This window comes from Rhodovulum marinum, assembly GCF_004343075.1.
GTDB lineage: Bacteria > Pseudomonadota > Alphaproteobacteria > Rhodobacterales > Rhodobacteraceae > Rhodovulum > Rhodovulum marinum.
Genome location: NZ_SLXP01000009.1, coordinates 100,294 through 116,012, shown reverse-complemented (window position 1 = coordinate 116,012; position 15,719 = coordinate 100,294). Strand labels below are relative to the sequence as shown.

The following is a 15,719-nucleotide window of genomic DNA, read 5'->3' as shown; positions in this document are numbered from 1 at the left end:
ACCCATGGCAACCGACTATGACATCCGGCTCGAGATCGCGTATCGCTACGAAACGCCCGCGGGATCCAGCCGTACGTTGCTCAGGATGCTGCCGCTGACCTCGGCAGAGCAGACCTTGATCTCGGGCTTCGTCGATACCGATCCGGAACCCGATTTCCGGCGTGACAGCGCCGATTTCTTCGGCAATGCCACGACCGAGCTGGCGCATGACCGGCCGCTGACCGAAATCGCCTTCCGCTTTGCGGGGCGGGTGCGCCGGCTGGGGGGTGCGCCGGGGCTGGACCTGTCGACCGACCTGGCGCGGCTGCACGGCGATATCGCCGAAGTCGTGGGCATCGGCCCCGACGCGCCGCATCATTTCCTGGGGGAATCGGAACGCATCCGCCACGAATCCCGGATCGCCGCCTTTGCGGCAGAGTTGGTTCAGCCGGATATGTCGGCGTTGTCCGCGACCTGCGCCATTTCGCATGCGGTGCACAGCCGGTTCGAATTCGACCCCGAGGCGACCGAGGTGACGACCCTGCCGATCGAGGCGTTCGAGGCCCGCCGCGGGGTCTGCCAGGATATCAGCCATGTCACGATCGCCGCGCTGCGCGCCGTGGGGATCCCCGCGGGCTATGTCAGCGGCTTTTTGCGCACGACCCCGCCGCCGGGGCAGCCCCGGCTGGAAGGGGCCGATGCGATGCATGCCTGGGTGCGGGCCTGGTGCGGGGCCGAAACCGGCTGGGTCGAGATCGACCCCACGAACGACATCGTGGTGGGGGCCGACCATATCGCGGTGGCCATCGGGCGCGACTATGCAGATGTCGCACCGGTGCGCGGGTCGCTGCGGACCGAAGGCACGCACACGACCGTTCACCGGGTCGACGTGATCCCCTGTAACGATCCCGTGGGATAGGGCGCGCGCGCAGAAGGCTTTGCACGCGGGCGCATCCCGTTCGAACCGGGTCTCGACGCGGCAGGCCGTCATTGCCCTGTCATATATTTCCGATATTCTCGAAATATGGAAAAATTGATTCCCTCCCGCTTTGCGACCCTTGGCCATCCCCAGCGGCTAGCGATTTTCCGGCTTCTGATGCGGCGCTATCCCGACCGCGTGCCCGCCGGTGAAATCGGCGCGGCGCTGGGGCTTAAGCCGTCGACGCTTTCGGCCTATCTGTCCGCCCTGATGGGGGCGGGGCTGGTCAGCCAGACGCGTGAGGGCACGTCGTTGCGCTATGAGATCAACATGACAGAGGTGCGACGCACCCTCGATTTCCTGTTCTTCGATTGCTGCCGCGGGCGGTCGGACCTGTGTTCGCCCGTCTCTCTGCCCATGCTCACAGGAGCCCCCCCCATGTCCGACCGCAAATTCAACGTGCTTTTCATCTGCACTGGCAATTCCGCCCGCTCGATCTTTGCCGAGTCGCTGCTGCGTGCCGCCGCGCCCGACCGGTTCAACGCCTATTCCGCGGGCACCAAACCCTATTCCGAACTGAACCCTTTCGCCCTGCAGGTGCTCAGGGACAAAGGCCATGACGTTTCGGTTCTGCGCGCCAAGAACGTGTCCGAGTTCAGCGGGCCGGACGCGCCGCATCTCGATTTCGTCTTCACGGTTTGCGACCAAGCCGCAAACGAGGAATGCCCGTCCTGGGAAGGCCAGCCCGTCACCGCCCATTGGGGCATGCCCGATCCGGTCAAGGCCGAGGGCACCGACGCGCAGAAAAGCCTCGCCTTTCAGCAGGCCTATGGCGCGCTGAAGAACCGGATCCAGGCCTTTACCGCGCTGCGGCTGGACGCGCTGGACCGGCTGGCGCTGCAAAAGGCGGTCGACGAGATCGGGCGCGCCGTGGCTGGGTTGACGGCATGACGGTTTTCGCACTGAACGGGCTGGGCCGCATCGGCAAGCTGGCATTGCGCCCCCTTCTGGAACGCGGTGCGGACATCGCCTGGATCAACGATGCCGTCGGTGACCCGGCCATGGCCGCGCATCTGCTGGAATTCGACACCGTGCACGGGCGGTGGGACGCGGCGTTTTCCCATGACGAAGGCAGCGTGACCATCGACGGCACCCGGCTGCCCTTCGCAGGCCGCGACCGGATCGAAGACCTGCCGCTGGACGGTGTCGACGTGGTGATCGATTGCACCGGCGTGTTCAAGACCGAGGCCAGCATCGCCCCCTATTTCGAGAAGGGCGTGAAAAAGGTCGTGGTCTCGGCCCCGGTCAAGGATGGCGATGCGGCGAATATCGTCTACGGGGTGAACCATGGCATCTACGACCCCGCCCGGCACTGCATCGTGACGGCGGCCAGTTGCACCACGAATTGCCTCGCCCCGGTGGTCAAGGTCGTCCACGAACAGATCGGCATCCGCCACGGCGTCATCACCACGATCCATGACGTGACCAACACCCAGACCATCGTCGACCGCCCCGCCAAGGATCTGCGCCGCGCGCGGTCCGCGCTGAATTCGCTGATCCCCACCACCACCGGAAGCGCCACGGCGATCACCCTGATCTATCCCGAGCTGAAGGGCAGGCTGAACGGCCACGCGGTGCGGGTGCCGTTGCTGAACGGGTCGCTGACCGACTGCGTGTTCGAGGTCCAGCGCGAGGTGACGGCGGACGAGGTCAACACGCTGTTCAAGGCCGCCGCCGAAGGCCCGCTGAGGGGTATTCTCGGGTATGAAGACCGCCCGCTGGTGTCGGCCGATTACGTGAACGACACCCGTTCGGGGATCGTGGACGGGCCGTCCACCATGGTCGTCAACGGCACCCAGCTCAAGGTTTATGCGTGGTATGACAACGAAATGGGCTATGCACACCGGCTGGTGGATATCGCGCTGATGGTGGGGGCGTCGCTGTGAGCCGATCCGACGGCCTGTCGGCCTATGTCGCGGTTACCGTGGCCTACTGGGCGTTCATGCTGACCGATGGCGCGCTCAGGATGCTGGTGCTTCTGCATTTTCACACCCTCGGGTTTACGCCGATCCAGTTGGCCTGGTTGTTCGTGCTCTATGAAATCGCGGGCATTCTCACCAACCTGTCTGCGGGCTGGCTGGCGGCGCGTTTCGGACTGGCATCGACGCTCTATGCGGGGTTGGGCATCCAGGTGGCGGCGCTGATCGCGCTGGCGGGGTTGAACCCCGATTGGGCGATCGGCCTTTCGGTCGCCTATGTGATGGCGGTGCAGGGCGCAAGCGGGGTCGCCAAGGACCTGGCCAAGATGTCCGCCAAGTCGGCGGTCAAGCTGCTGGCGCCGAAGGGCGGAGACGGCCTGTTTCGCTGGGTCGCCGCGCTGACGGGGTCCAAGAACGCGGTGAAGGGGCTGGGCTTTCTGCTGGGGGCGGCGCTTTTGGCGACATTCGGGTTCACCTGGGCGGTTCTGGCCATGGCGACCGTTCTGGCGGCGATCCTGGTTGCGGTCCTGATCGCCATGCCACCGGGGCTGCCCCGGGGACGCAAGGGGGCGAAATTCGCGCAGGTCTTTTCGACATCGCGGAACGTCAACTGGCTTTCGGCGGCCCGCGTGGTGCTGTTCGGGGCGCGCGACGTGTGGTTCGTGGTCGGTATCCCGGTCTATTTCTACGCGGTGCTTTCGGATGGGACCGAGGCGGGCAACCGCGCGGCCTTTTTCCTGATCGGCGGTTTCATGGCCGGCTGGATCATCCTGTACGGCGCGGTGCAGGCCTTTGCGCCCCGGCTCTTGCGCGCGGGCACCCGCCCCGAGGCCGCCCTGATCGCCGCGGCGCGCGGCTGGGCCTGGGCGCTGGCGGCCGTGCCCGCGGTGTTGACGGGCGCCGCCCTGCTGGCCGACGGCCCGTCACCATGGCTGACCGCCACGCTGGTTACGGGGCTCCTGGCCTTCGGCGCGTTGTTCGCGGTCAATTCGTCGCTGCATTCCTACCTGATCCTCGCCTTCAGCCGGGACGAAAGGGTGACGATGGATGTCGGCTTCTATTACATGGCCAATGCCGCCGGGCGGCTTGTCGGCACCGTCCTGTCCGGGCTGACCTACGCGGCCGGTGGCCTGCCGCTGATGCTTGGCGCCGCTGCCCTGATGGTGGCGGCCTCGGCGCTTGCCGCGGGACGGCTGCACGTTTCCCCGGCTGCGGGCGCCACACCCTGACCCCGCCCCGGGGCCGTGGCACCACCATGGCCGCCGGTCAGACGTACGCCCGGGGGCGCGGCACGGTGCCTTTGCCGCCCGGCTGGCAGTGCCCGAACGCCGCCGCACAGGCGCCGATCGATTTGACAAATCGAAGCCGCGACGCCAGGCGTGCTTGCCCCGGACGATGAAGCCCACTACCGATTTCAGCCTGCAGTCTGTTGTTTTGAGAATGAAACCACCATGCAGCAGGTCAGGGGCGGTATCGCCAAACCGGGAAGAAAAGGTGGATCAGGCATCATGGTCTTGAAGGTCTTCGCAGCCGGCCTCGTGTTTGCGCTTGCGCCTCTGTTCGTTTCCGAGGTTCGTGCAGATGCTACCCTTCCGTCGGGATGTGCCGACCGGATGAAGGGTCAGCGCCTGACCCTCGTGGTGCCGAATGCGGCCGGGGGTGGGTTCGATATCTATGCGCGCAGCCTTGCGCCCGAACTTGAACGGATCGGCGGCGTGACGGTGCGGGTGTCCAACATGCCGGGCGGCGGTGGCAAGGCGGCGCTCTTGCGTGTGGCGAATGCGCCGTCGGATGATTACGCGGTTCTCATAGACAACGCAGGCGATATCGTCGCCGAACTGCTCGAAGATCCTTCGCTTGGCAAGACGCCGCAGGATTTTCGGGCCCTTGGTATTGTCCAGGTCGAACCGGAGGCTTGGGTCGGGCGCCCCGATCTAAATCTGATGGACCCCGATGCCGGGCCGCTTGTGGCGGCGGTTTCCTCAGTCGAGGCGAACCTGGGAACCGTCGGACTGCCGGCGATGGCCACGGGGCACACGGTCCGGCTGGTGGCCGGTTACGCCGGAAGCGGAGATCAGTTCGCGGCGGTCCTGCGGGGCGAGACCGATTTCACGTCGAAAGCCAAGGGAACCGCGCTCCGGGCGATGAAATCCGGCGATCTGAAGGTGCTTCTCGTGCTGTCCGACGGACCCGATCCCATGCTGCCGGATGTACCTTGGCTCGCCGGCGAGGGCGGACTTGTCGCGCATCTGACCGCGGGCCTGCCCGAAGCGGAACGCGCCGAACGGCAGAAGATCGCACAGCTTGCGGTGTCGCTCTCCTCGGGCGCCCGCATCCTGATGAACTCGGCCGCGGTGCCGGATGATGTACAGGTCTGCCTGAATGCGATCTTCGACGCGGCGCTGGTCTCGCCTGATTTCCGCGATGCCGCACAGGCACAAGGCCGGGATGTGACGCCGATCGGCGCGCAGGAGGCTGAAAGAATCTTCGAAAACAAGCTGGAGGCTTATTCGCGGGCGGCCCCGCTTCTCGACGAGGTGGCGACGCAGCTGCGCCCCTGAGCGACGCTGCACGCCGCTGCCATGCCTGACACGATCACTGCGCTTGGGATCGGCCTGCAGAACGTCTTCAGCTGGCCGAATGTCCTGATACCGGTTCTGGGCACCGTTCTGGCGATGACCGTTTCGTTCCTGCCCGGGATCGGCGCGGCAAGCCTGGCGGCGGTGATGGTGGTACTGACGCTGCATTGGGAACCGGTGCAGGTTCTGCTTTTGTTCGGCGCGTTGACGGGCGGTGCGACGTTCATGGGGTCGGTCACGGCGATCCTCTTCGGGATCCCCGGAAATGCCGCAAGTTCCGTCACCTTGCTGGATGGGCACCCGATGGCCCATGCCGGCCGGCCCCGCACCGCCCTGGCCGCAGCGGCCACGGCCTCGGCGTTGGGCTCGGTCTTCGGCGTGGTGGTTCTGATCCTGCTTCTGCCTGCGATCCGGCCCTTGTTGCTGCAGATCGGCCCCCTGGAACGCGCGGCACTGGCGGTCTGGGGGCTTGCCACGATCATCGCCGTGCTCAATGGCAGGCCGCTCAAGGCCTTTGCGGCGACCGGTCTTGGCCTGCTTCTGGCCATGGTCGGAAGCGATCCGACAACCAGCCAGCCGCGCTGGACCTTCGGCCGGTTCGAGATCAGCGACGGGCTTGCGCAAGGGGCGATGCTGCTTGGCTTCTTCACGTTGTCCGAGGTGTTGTCCTGGCGCAAATGCCACGACCTGAAGGCAGTTCCACGGCACGCCGCGCCCGACGACACGACGCGCGGGGGCGTGCTTGGGGTGCTCAAGGAACGCGCGCTGGTGCTGCGTGCCTCGCTGATCGGCCTGCTCGTCGGCATCATTCCCGGCGTGGGTGGAACGGTGGCGGGGTTCGTCGCCTATGGCCAGACGGTACAGACAGCGCGCGGCGACCGCTCCGGTTTCGGCAAGGGCGACATCCGCGGCGTGATCGGCCCCGAGGCCGCCGTCGATGCAAAGGATGGCGGCTCGCTCCTGCCGGTGCTGGCGCTGGGCGTGCCGGGCAGCGAGGGCGGGGTCTTCCTGCTTACCGTGCTGGCGATCCACGGTTTCGTTCCCGGAAGCGCCATGCTGGGCGCGGATCTGCCTTTCACCTTCACGTTGATTTTCGCCTTGCTCGCCTCGAACCTGTTGACCTCTGCGCTGGGGTTGGCGCTTGTGCCCGGACTGTCCCGTCTTACGCGGTTGCCGATCGACCGCATCGCGTTGCCGGTCATCGTGGTCGGTTTGGTGACGGTGGTGCAGATTGACGGCCTCGTCTCCGATCTGTTCGTCGCCGTGGGCTTTGCCGCCCTGGGCTATGCGTTCCGCCGTCTCGACTGGCCGCGCGTGCCGTTCGTCATCGCCTTCGTGCTTGGGCCCAGCCTGGAAAGCAATCTTGCCCTGGTATGCCAGCTTCATGCGGTGGACCGGCTTGACTTAGGCTCGCGTCCCCTCGCCTGGGTCATCATCGCGCTGACGCTCCTTTCGGTGGTCTGGATGGTGACGCGGCCACGACACGGAGCCTCGGAGGTCCAGCGCGCCAGCATCGCGGATCGGGGCGTGACGATCCTTCTGGGATGCGGTGTCGCGCTTTTCGCCGGGATCGCGTTGACCGGTGGGCGGGCCTATTCGGGCTATGCCTTGGGGGTGTGCTTCGTGACGCTGGGCACCTTCGCCGCGCTGGCCCTTGCGCAGGCTTTTGCGCCTTCTCTCGCGGGCGGATCGGGCAAGGAAAGGCCGTTCCTGCCGGCATCGCATCGGCTGCCGCTCCTGCTTGTGGCAATCGCACCTGGGCTGACGCTGCTTTTCGGCCTTCCGCTCGCGTGCGGCGGGCTGGTTCTGTTCTGGATGCTGCCGTCATTGCGGCAGGGCAACGCCTTGCGCCGGCTGGCTTTGGTCGTGGCCGCCGCGCTTGTGACCGTGGTTGTTGTCACGCTTTATCTCGACCGCGTCGCGGTTCTCGACCTGCCGGCGCCGATCGTGCCTGTCTTGCCGGCCTGAACGTAAGGAAGGGAAGCGTCACAACGGACGGCGCGCCACGATCAGGCTTTGCCGGATTTCGGGCGAGATCCCCGGCACATAGGACGGCGATTGCACCGAAAGCCGGTCAAGCCCGTTCACCGACAGGCATTCAAGGCCCGAACGGGCCAACATCTCGCGCAGCTCGGAGTCGCGCGTCGATGGCGTTACGCGCGGGCGCGTCCAGAACGCGTGTCCGGCCGTGCCGATTGCCTGCACCGTCTCGGGCCTGTACCCGCGCGCCAGCGCCGCGGCCTCCAGTCGCTGACGGTTCGCCTGGAGCGCCGCCGCATCGAGATGCCAGACCAGATCGCCCAGCTTCTGATGGAGCAGGAGAAGACCGCCGGGACGCAGGACCCTGGCCCAGGTGGCAACGAGGTCCGGGCGCAATTCCGCCGGAAGGAAATTCAGAAAACTGTGGGCGACAACCGCATCGACTGCGGCACAATCCAGGTCCAGGATGTTGCCGTGATGAAGTTCGATCCCGCGCCCCAGATGCGCCGCGAGACGCCGGTTCTGTTCGATCGGGGTGGCGCAGCGTTCCGCCAGCACCAGTTCGCCGCTCAGCCCGCACCGCGCAAGCGCACCCAGCACCATGGCCGCAAGCCCGCTGTCGGCGGCCCCCGACAAAAGCACCCGGCACCGACCATCGACGGCCGCCCGCGCCAGCCCCTCGGCAAAGAAATCCGTCCCCGCCGGCACCGCCCCGTTCCTCAGCAACAGGCGGATCACGCTCCAGGCGCGGTGATAGGCCAGGCAGCCATGTTCCTTTTCACACAGATTGCCCGCATGTTCGAAAGAGAACCGCGCCAAGTCGTCTAGCGGTTCGGTCGGGTGCATTGCGAGGCTCGCGTTATCCTTCAGCACAGACGCAACCGATCTGCCGTTTTGGAAGAAAGCCGCCAGATGCACGGATGCGGCAGTCACCCGTCTTTCCCTCCCACAAGACCTGCCAGCCGATATTGCGTTCCAGAGCACCGGGGCCCACGCATGCCCTTGGCCGATTTTCTTCGGCTCGGCCGCCGACGGGGCCGATCACTCGGATGGCCAGCCCGTTCGGCTCGAGGGGCCGGTTCGGTTCGACGGTGGCGGCGGCGTTCATCCTTGAGTCCTAATCGTTTTTCCGCCTCATCAAATCCCAGTCGGCGGCGAAGTCCAATTCCCGATTTGCCGCATGTGCGCCTGCGGTGGCGGGCTTGCACTCTTCGCGCAACGCCCGCAACGTGACGGCATCCGGCTCGTGCCCAAAGGGCGTTCACACGGCATGATCACCTTCTTCGTTCACGAGTTGAACCTGAACCCGTCGCGAAAGCTGCTGGCAAGCGCGGGGCGGCATCTGCCTTTTCTCAGGGTCGTCACCTACCAGGACGCGTTTCGGCGGTTGTCCTTTCCGACCGGGACACTGATCTTTTCCGATTTCGAGTTCCTGGACGGGTTCCAACTTGCCGCGGCAGCCGCCATTGCCCAAGCGGCGCGCCATGAAAACCCGCGAACACGCATCCTCAACCATCCGTGCACCGCATGCGAGCGGTATGCCCTGTTGCGCAAGTTGCATGCGGCCGGGTTGAACCCGGTCGAGGTGACCCGGCTCGAGGCTGGCGACCGCCCCTCCCGCTTTCCGGTGTTCCTGCGGCTCGAGGATGGCTGCCTGGGCGCGGAATCAGGTCTGATCCACTCTGCGGACGAACTGGATGCAGAACTTCGGGCGATGCGCGATGCCGGGCGGCCGTTGAAACGGCACATCGCGGTCAGTTTCGAAACCCGCCCGGACAGCGATGGCCTGTTTCGCAAATACGGCGCCTTCAGGATCGGAGACGCGATCATCCCGCAACACATCCTGCGCAGTCCGCATTGGGTGGTGAAATCCTCGATCAGCCGGAAGACCGCGGATTTCGCCGCCGAAGAGCTGGACTTCGTGCGCGACAACCCGCATCGCGAGGCGCTTCTGGCGGCGACCGACCTGGCAGGTCTGCAATTCGGCCGGATCGACTATGGCCTATGCGACGGAAAGCCCGTGATATTCGAGGTGAACCCGAACCCGACCTTCCCGACATTCGGCAAGACCTCGGATGCGCGCAGCGCGCGTCGCGACGTGATCCTGTCCCGCGTCGTCGACGCGATGCGTGCCATTGACGACGGGCAGGTTCATGCCGCCCGAACGCGCTTCGTGCCCCCCGCCGAGGTGGCCAAGTATATCCAGGTCGAACGCTGGAATGGCTTTCGTCGGCGGGTCTGGAAACTTCGCGCCATGATAGCACGCAGTAGGTACGGGCACTGATCTTGGAACAGCGTCGGGTTTGCGGCCGCGCCGGTTCACGCCGGTGTTCGTCGAATCACTTGGATTCTCGGATGTGGCAGCGGTGGGTGAGGAGATCGAGGAGCGCGGTGGTCATCTTTGCATCGCCGAAGAGTGTCGCCCATTCGCTGCGCTGAGATTGGTTGTGATGATAACGCTGGTCCGCTCGTTGATGCCAAGATGACCACCGCGCTCCTCGATCGCCAGACGCATCACTTTGAGATCGTCCGGACCGGCAACGAAAGCAGGCGCTTCAAGAACAGATCTTGGCGCAAGCGGACCCCCCGCAGGCCCGTCGCCGCTGCGTTACATGGGGTCGACGCAGCGCCGGGCCAGTTCAGGCCCAAGTGGGCCAATATCGGGCACCCATACGAGGTCACGGCTCAATGCCGATTGGCACGTTCGCGTCCGTTCCGCCGGTCCCTCTTGAGGCAAATCAAGGGCGACGCAGCGGCATCCGTGCTTTGATGAACATTTGGGAGGGGCGCGTTCTTGCCAGACGAGCCGAAAGCAATGCAGGCGAAACCCGGGCCGGCGCACCCGGAACGGCGGCGCTCCGATCTGCCTTGGAAAACGCCGAAACCGGGTCACGAGGACCCCTCGGCCCCCGGGCTGGTGGCGGCGATCCTCGACAGTCCCGAATATCGCCTCGCGGATCAGGATGTCGAGTTCCTGTCCCACGATGGTACGCGGGGACTACGGCTGCACCTGGATTACATGAAGGCCGAGAAGCTGCTGGAGGCGGCGGGGATTGCGCACACGATCGTCGTTTTCGGCGGCACCCGTATACCGGAACCCAAAGCGGCCTTGAAAAGGGCTGAGGAGATAGAGGCCGCACTGAATGCCAAACCGGATGATGAGGGGCTGAAGAAGAGCCTGCGTATCGCGCAGCGGATCGTTGCGAAAAGCCATTACTACGATGTCGCGCGCGACTTCGGCCGCACGGTCGGGCACGCCGAGGGATCTGAGGGCAATTGCCTTGTCGTTGCCACCGGCGGCGGTCCAGGCATGATGGAGGCGGCGAACCGCGGTGCCCGGGATGTCGGCGCCCGGACGGTCGGGCTCAACATCAGCCTGCCGCATGAGCAATACCCGAACCCCTACCTGACGCCCGGGCTTTGCTTTCGGTTCCATTATTTCGCGGTGCGAAAGCTGCATTTCCTGCTGCGGGCACGGGCGCTCGTGGTGTTCCCGGGGGGCTATGGCACACTGGACGAACTGTTCGAGACGCTGACCCTGATCCAGACCCGCAAGATCGCCCCCGTGCCCGTCATCCTGGTGGGCCGGGCGTATTGGTCGCGCGCCTTCGATCCGGATTTCCTGGTCGAAGAGGGCGTGATCGATCCCGAGGACCGAGAGCTTTTCTGGTACGCCGAGACGGCCGAGGAAATCTGGGACGATATCCGGCGCTGGTACGACCGGGCGGGCAAACCACTGACGGGTGGAACGACAGGGAGGGAAGAGGATGCAGGTTGAATTTCACGGCGCCGCCGGCGGTGTTACCGGATCCTGCCACCTGTTGCGCGCGGCGGGCAAGGTGATCCTGGTGGATTGCGGCATGTTCCAGGGTTCGCACGAATTGCATGCGGACAATGCCGCGCCCTTCGGATTCGACCCCGCCGAGGTCGATTTTTTGCTGCTGACCCATGCCCATCTGGACCATTGCGGGCGTATCCCGCTGCTGGTCAAGCGCGGCTTTCGCGGCGAGGTGATCTGCACTGCGGCCACCCGCGACCTGACCCGGCTGGTTCTGCTGGATTCAGCCCACCTGCACGAGGAAGAGGCAAGGCACCATCACCGCCACGGCGAACCGCGCGAGCCGCTTTACGATACGATGGATGCGGTCGACAGCCTGGACCGTTTTGGCCGTGTCGCCGCCTATGGCAAGCCGATACGCCTGGCCGAGGGCGTGACGGCCACCGTTCACGATGCGGGCCATATCCTGGGCTCGGCCAGCATCCTGCTGGAGCTGACCGAGGACGACCGCCGCAAACGCATTCTGTTTTCCGGCGATATCGGGCCCAGCGAACGGCCGCTGCTGAACGCGCCGGCCCCGCCAAGCGACGTGGATGCCGTGGTCATGGAAACGACTTATGGCGACCGCGATCACCGGCGGCTGGCCGCCTCCGTGGCCGAGTTGCAGGACGCGATCGCCGATGCCGAGGCGCGCGGCGGCAACGTGATCATCCCGACCTTCGCGCTGGAACGCGCGCAGGAATTGCTGTTCTTCATGCGCGAGGCAATGGAGGCGGGTGCGCTGCGCGACTCCTTGCAGGTCTTTCTCGATTCCCCGATGGCGATTTCCGCGACCCGCATCTTTCAGCGCCACCCGGAGGCGATGAAACCCGAGGTCGCCGAGATGCTGCGCCACGGCGGCGATCCATTCCACCTGCCCGAGTTGCATTTCACCCGTGACGCATCCGAGTCGATGGCGCTGAACCGCATCCGGTCCGGTGCCGTCATCATGGCCGGCTCGGGCATGTGCACGGGTGGGCGGGTGCGCCACCACTTGCGCCACAACCTCGCGCATAGCGATTGTTCCGTGATCTTCGTGGGCTTTGCCGCCGAGGGCACGCTGGCGCGGATCATCGTCGAGGGCGCGAAATCGGTAAAACTGTTCGGCGACCATATCCCGGTGCGCGCCAAGGTTCATACGATCAACGGCTTTTCCGCCCATGCCGGGCGGCGTGACCTGATCGACTGGCATGGCAAGGTCGGGCCGGCCAAGCGGACCTTTCTGGTTCATGGCGAGCACAAGGCCATGACCGCATTGCAAGATGCGCTGAAGGACAAGCAGGTCGTCGTGCCCGCCCTGCACAGCGTTCATCAGCTTTGAGAAGGGAGACCGCGGGAGGACGAGATGATCGAGATGATGGATCGAAGCGAGGGCAACCGTGTGGCCATCCATGTCACCGGGCGCTTGCACCAGGCGGACTACGATGCGCTGCTGCCGAAACTGGAAGAGCTGTTCCGGCGGCATGGCAAGCTGCGCGTTCTGTTCTATGCCGATGCCGGTTTCGAAGGCTGGGACTTGCAGGCCGCCTGGGCCGATGCCTCGCTCGGCTTCGGGCATATGGCGGATTTCGACCGGCTGGCCCTCGTGGGCGCCCCGGATTGGGTCGTCTGGTGCGTGCGGCTCAGCGCCTTTCTGTTCAAGGGCGAGGTGCGGATCTTCACCGGTGCGGAACTGGAAACCGCCTGGGACTGGCTGTGCGCATGATCTGTGGCCGGGCGCCGGTCATCGATGGTTGACCCAGCGGTATAACCAAGGGCCGCGATAAAAAGGGATTTCGGCATTGATCCGGAACCATGACTCCCATGCCGCGAACGAACGAACCTTTCTGGCATGGGTCAGAACCGTGGTCGCGATAGAGGGCTTTGGCCTGGTAGCTGCCCGCATGCGTCCCGAGACGCCGGCGGCCTGGAGCGAACTGTCCTTGATGCTCGTCGGCGGCATCGTGATTGCGCTGGCTTTCCTGCGCATGCGGCGGATCAGGCGCAGGATCGACTCTCCCGGCTTGGAGCCCGACACGACAGGGCTGGGGGATGGGCTACTTGCACTGATGGTTGCCGCCCTGTTCGGCCTGGTTGCGGCCTTTCTGTTCCATGCCGGCTGACGGCTCGGGGCGCTGGTTCACGGCCTCGGCCCCGGTGACGACATCCAGCATGTCGGATGTCGTCTTTTCCTGACGCGCGGCGCGTTCGTGGGCTTTCAGCATCTCCAGCCGGTCGTCGATATTGCGCGACGCCGCGTCCATCGCCTGCATCCGTGCGGCGTTCTCGCTGGCAAGGCTTTCCATCAGCGCGTGGGCGATCTCGGCAAACAGGTATTCCCGGGCCAGCGCCGCGATCAGAGCGTCCGGGGACAGGTGGAAGAGCGGCGTCGGCGCTGGGCCGCTGGCGGGCTCTGATATCGGGACAAGCGGCAGCACCTGCCTGACGACGGGGGCGTATCTGGCCCCGCTCTGGTGCCGGGCAAAGGCGATACGGGCGCTGTGCACGTCCGACAGGCAGGCGGTAACGCGGCGCGCCAGCGCGCCGATCCCCCCCACGCGCGAGGTCATCGCAAAGCTGCGCTCGGCCGAAAGCCCGTCTTCCATGGCCGCGATTTCCCCCCTTCGCCCGACGATCATCAACCGCTCGTCCGGGGAGCGGGCTTGTCGCGCCACGGCGCTCATGCGGGCATTGAAGCCGCCGACAAATCCGTTTTCCGAGGCGATCAGCAGCAGCACGGGCCGTCCACCCGATCCAGTCGCCGCCTCAAGAGAGGCAGCGGGGGCAACACTGGCAATCGCTCGCTCGATGATGCTGCTATAGGCGCGGGTGCCTACCAGCGCGTCTTGGGCCTCGCGCGCCCGCGCTGCCGCCATCGAGCGCAGGGCGCCAACCAGTTCGCCCAACTCGTCCAGGCTTTCGAGGCGGGCCTCTATGCGCGCGAGATCCTCCACCTACTCCCCCGGGGCATCAGCGCCGGACAGATCACGCAGGCAGGCGTCGATCAGGTCTACAAGGGTCGCGCGTGCCGCGTCGGACAATTCGCCCGTCGTGTCGATCTCGGATGCCGCGCGGGGCCGGTCCTGGGGCAGGCGTTCGCTCAGCATGGCGCGCAGGCGGGGCAGTTTTTCCAGGGGCAGGTCGTCCAGCTTGCCCGTCGCCACGGCAATCAGCAGCGCGACCTGCAACGACAGCGGCAGCGGCGCGTATTCGGTCTGCGCCAGGATCGCGCGCAGGCGTCGGCCATGCGCGATTTTCCTTGCGGTGCGCTCGTCGGCCATCGCGCCGAAGCGGGTGAAGATCTCCAGTTCCAGGAACTGCGCGTAATCGAGCTTGAGCGAATCCGCGAGCGACTTGATCGCCTTGGCCTGTGTCGCGCCGCCGACCCGGCTGACGCTCATGCCGACATTCACCGCCGGTTTCTGCCCCTCGTAGAACAGCTTCGGCTCCAGGTAGACCTGCCCGTCGGTGATCGAGATCAGGTTGGTGGGGATATAGGCGGTCAGGTTGCCCGCCTGGGTTTCGGCAATCGGAAAGGCCGTCATCGAGCCGCCGCCCCGGTCCGCCGACAGCTTCGCCGCGCGCTCCAACAGGCGCGCATGCAGGTAGAACACGTCGCCCGGATAGGCCTCGCGCCCCGGCGGCTTGCGCAGCAGCAGCGAAAGCTGGCGGTAGATGATCGCGTGCTTGGTCAGGTCGTCGAGGATCAGCAGGGCATGCTGGCCGCGGTCGCGGAAATACTCCGCGATGGTGCAGGCAGCATAGGGCGTAATCCATTGCGCGCCCGGCGCGGCATCGGCAGCACCCACGACGAAGATCGTCCGCTCCGCCGCGCCATGGCTTTTTACCGCGTCGATCACGCGCACAACGGTCGACGCCTTCTGCCCGATGGCGGCATAGACGCAGACCACGTCCGAGGCGCGCTGGTTGATGATCGTGTCGATGGCGATGGTGGTCTTGCCGGTCTTGCGGTCGCCCACGATCAACTGCCGCTGGCCGCGGCCCAGCGGGATCATCGCGTCGATGACGGTCAGCCCGGTCAGCAGCGGTTCGGTCACCAGGTCGCGGTCCACGATGCCCGGCGCGGGGCGTTCGACCGGGTCCCGGCGATCGGCGGCAAGCGGCGGTCCATCGTCCAGCGGCAGGCCGATCGGCGACACGACCCGGCCCAGCAGGGCCTCGCCCACGGGCACGCGGGCGATCTGTCCCGTGCCATAGACCTTGCTGCCAGCCCTGACCCCGTCCCCGGAGGAAAGCAGGACGCAGCCCGTGACCCGCTCGCTTGCCGTCATGGCAAGACCCAGCGTGCCGTCCTCGAAGCGCAAAAGCTCGTCCAGGCGCGTATGCGGCAGGCCCGAGACATGGGCGACCCCGTCGCCGATTTCCTCTACCCGGCCGACATGGTCCAGCCTCGGGGAGATGTCGGCGCCCTCCAGGCGGGCGCGTGCCCCCTCGATCCAGTCGCCTGCCTCGCGCTCCAGTCCCAT

The 15,719-nt window shown here is 65.9% G+C and carries 14 protein-coding genes and 2 pseudogenes; 12 read left to right on the top strand and 4 right to left on the bottom strand.

What is annotated here, in order from left to right:
* Positions 1–4 precede the first annotated feature (4 nt).
* The 6 genes from EV662_RS14130 to EV662_RS14105 all read left to right on the top strand — a co-directional run bounded on the left by EV662_RS14130 (position 5) and on the right by EV662_RS14105 (position 7,424).
* Positions 5–898: a transglutaminase family protein gene (locus tag EV662_RS14130; RefSeq protein ID WP_132463807.1), complete on the top strand. Its 894-nt coding sequence runs from the start codon at positions 5–7 to the stop codon at positions 896–898.
* A gap of 105 nt (positions 899–1,003) precedes the next feature.
* Complete coding sequence (locus EV662_RS14125; protein WP_132463804.1) at positions 1,004–1,849, top strand: arsenate reductase/protein-tyrosine-phosphatase family protein; 846 nt, start codon at positions 1,004–1,006, stop codon at positions 1,847–1,849.
* Positions 1,846–2,844, top strand: coding sequence for an ArsJ-associated glyceraldehyde-3-phosphate dehydrogenase (locus EV662_RS14120; protein WP_132463801.1), 999 nt, complete (start codon positions 1,846–1,848; stop codon positions 2,842–2,844). Before EV662_RS14125 ends, EV662_RS14120 begins: the two co-directional genes overlap by 4 nt.
* Entirely contained in the window at positions 2,841–4,106 is a 1,266-nt protein-coding gene (gene arsJ / locus EV662_RS14115) for an organoarsenical effux MFS transporter ArsJ (RefSeq protein WP_132463798.1), read from the top strand. The genes EV662_RS14120 and arsJ overlap by 4 nt, the downstream gene beginning before the upstream one ends.
* 150 nt (positions 4,107–4,256) lie before the next feature.
* Positions 4,257–5,438 (top strand): type 2 periplasmic-binding domain-containing protein, encoded by a 1,182-nt coding sequence (locus tag EV662_RS14110; RefSeq protein ID WP_132463795.1) that lies wholly within the window; start codon positions 4,257–4,259, stop codon positions 5,436–5,438.
* A 21-nt stretch (positions 5,439–5,459) separates the two neighbouring features.
* On the top strand, positions 5,460–7,424 hold the full coding sequence (locus tag EV662_RS14105; protein ID WP_132463792.1) for a tripartite tricarboxylate transporter permease: 1,965 nt from the start codon (positions 5,460–5,462) through the stop codon (positions 7,422–7,424).
* A gap of 18 nt (positions 7,425–7,442) precedes the next feature.
* On the opposite strand, the gene EV662_RS14100 is transcribed toward EV662_RS14105, so the two are convergent.
* Complete coding sequence (locus EV662_RS14100) at positions 7,443–8,282, bottom strand: class I SAM-dependent methyltransferase (protein WP_132463789.1); 840 nt, start codon at positions 8,280–8,282, stop codon at positions 7,443–7,445.
* 424 nt (positions 8,283–8,706) lie between these two features.
* Here EV662_RS14100 and EV662_RS14095 point away from each other — a divergent pair, with 424 nt between their 5' ends.
* The gene (locus EV662_RS14095) at positions 8,707–9,720 is read left to right on the top strand and encodes an ATP-grasp domain-containing protein (protein ID WP_132463786.1); all 1,014 of its coding nucleotides are present in this window, start codon (positions 8,707–8,709) and stop codon (positions 9,718–9,720) included.
* A 55-nt stretch (positions 9,721–9,775) separates the two neighbouring features.
* On the opposite strand, the pseudogene EV662_RS14090 reads toward EV662_RS14095, so the two are convergent.
* Positions 9,776–9,906: pseudogene (locus EV662_RS14090) on the bottom strand (ATP-binding protein); the annotation flags it as partial.
* A gap of 3 nt (positions 9,907–9,909) precedes the next feature.
* On the opposite strand from EV662_RS14090, the pseudogene EV662_RS19585 reads away from it, so the two are divergent.
* From EV662_RS19585 to EV662_RS14070, 5 genes and pseudogenes are all read left to right on the top strand, one after another.
* Positions 9,910–10,005: pseudogene (locus tag EV662_RS19585) on the top strand (ATP-binding protein); the annotation flags it as partial.
* 246 nt (positions 10,006–10,251) lie between these two features.
* Positions 10,252–11,214: an LOG family protein gene (locus EV662_RS14085; protein ID WP_132463783.1), complete on the top strand. Its 963-nt coding sequence runs from the start codon at positions 10,252–10,254 to the stop codon at positions 11,212–11,214.
* Positions 11,204–12,574 carry an MBL fold metallo-hydrolase RNA specificity domain-containing protein gene (locus EV662_RS14080; protein ID WP_132463780.1) on the top strand — a complete coding sequence of 457 codons (1,371 nt, stop codon included), beginning with the start codon at positions 11,204–11,206 and terminating at the stop codon, positions 12,572–12,574. Before EV662_RS14085 ends, EV662_RS14080 begins: the two co-directional genes overlap by 11 nt.
* 24 nt (positions 12,575–12,598) lie before the next feature.
* Entirely contained in the window at positions 12,599–12,958 is a 360-nt protein-coding gene (locus EV662_RS14075) for a SpoIIAA family protein (protein WP_132463777.1), read from the top strand.
* Between the two features lie 76 nt (positions 12,959–13,034).
* Positions 13,035–13,355 carry a DUF202 domain-containing protein gene (locus EV662_RS14070; RefSeq protein ID WP_132463774.1) on the top strand — a complete coding sequence of 107 codons (321 nt, stop codon included), beginning with the start codon at positions 13,035–13,037 and terminating at the stop codon, positions 13,353–13,355.
* Here EV662_RS14070 and EV662_RS14065 read toward each other — a convergent pair.
* Entirely contained in the window at positions 13,290–14,186 is an 897-nt protein-coding gene (locus EV662_RS14065) for a F0F1 ATP synthase subunit gamma (RefSeq protein ID WP_132463771.1), read from the bottom strand. The genes EV662_RS14070 and EV662_RS14065 overlap by 66 nt on opposite strands.
* Complete coding sequence (locus tag EV662_RS14060) at positions 14,187–15,719, bottom strand: F0F1 ATP synthase subunit alpha (RefSeq protein WP_132463768.1); 1,533 nt, start codon at positions 15,717–15,719, stop codon at positions 14,187–14,189.

What these genes read in the sequence shown, in the direction of transcription:
- EV662_RS14060 (WP_132463768.1), bottom strand. Translation starts at nt 15,719, where the DNA reads ATGGGACTGGAGCGCGAGGCAGGCGACTGGATCGAGGGGGCACGCGCC.
- EV662_RS14080 (WP_132463780.1), top strand. Translation starts at nt 11,204, where the DNA reads ATGCAGGTTGAATTTCACGGCGCCGCCGGCGGTGTTACCGGATCCTGC.
- EV662_RS14105 (WP_132463792.1), top strand. Translation starts at nt 5,460, where the DNA reads ATGCCTGACACGATCACTGCGCTTGGGATCGGCCTGCAGAACGTCTTC.
- EV662_RS14130 (WP_132463807.1), top strand. Translation starts at nt 5, where the DNA reads ATGGCAACCGACTATGACATCCGGCTCGAGATCGCGTATCGCTACGAA.
- EV662_RS14085 (WP_132463783.1), top strand. Translation starts at nt 10,252, where the DNA reads ATGCAGGCGAAACCCGGGCCGGCGCACCCGGAACGGCGGCGCTCCGAT.
- EV662_RS14075 (WP_132463777.1), top strand. Translation starts at nt 12,599, where the DNA reads ATGATCGAGATGATGGATCGAAGCGAGGGCAACCGTGTGGCCATCCAT.
- EV662_RS14120 (WP_132463801.1), top strand. Translation starts at nt 1,846, where the DNA reads ATGACGGTTTTCGCACTGAACGGGCTGGGCCGCATCGGCAAGCTGGCA.
- EV662_RS14125 (WP_132463804.1), top strand. Translation starts at nt 1,004, where the DNA reads ATGGAAAAATTGATTCCCTCCCGCTTTGCGACCCTTGGCCATCCCCAG.
- EV662_RS14100 (WP_132463789.1), bottom strand. Translation starts at nt 8,282, where the DNA reads ATGCACCCGACCGAACCGCTAGACGACTTGGCGCGGTTCTCTTTCGAA.
- EV662_RS14095 (WP_132463786.1), top strand. Translation starts at nt 8,707, where the DNA reads ATGATCACCTTCTTCGTTCACGAGTTGAACCTGAACCCGTCGCGAAAG.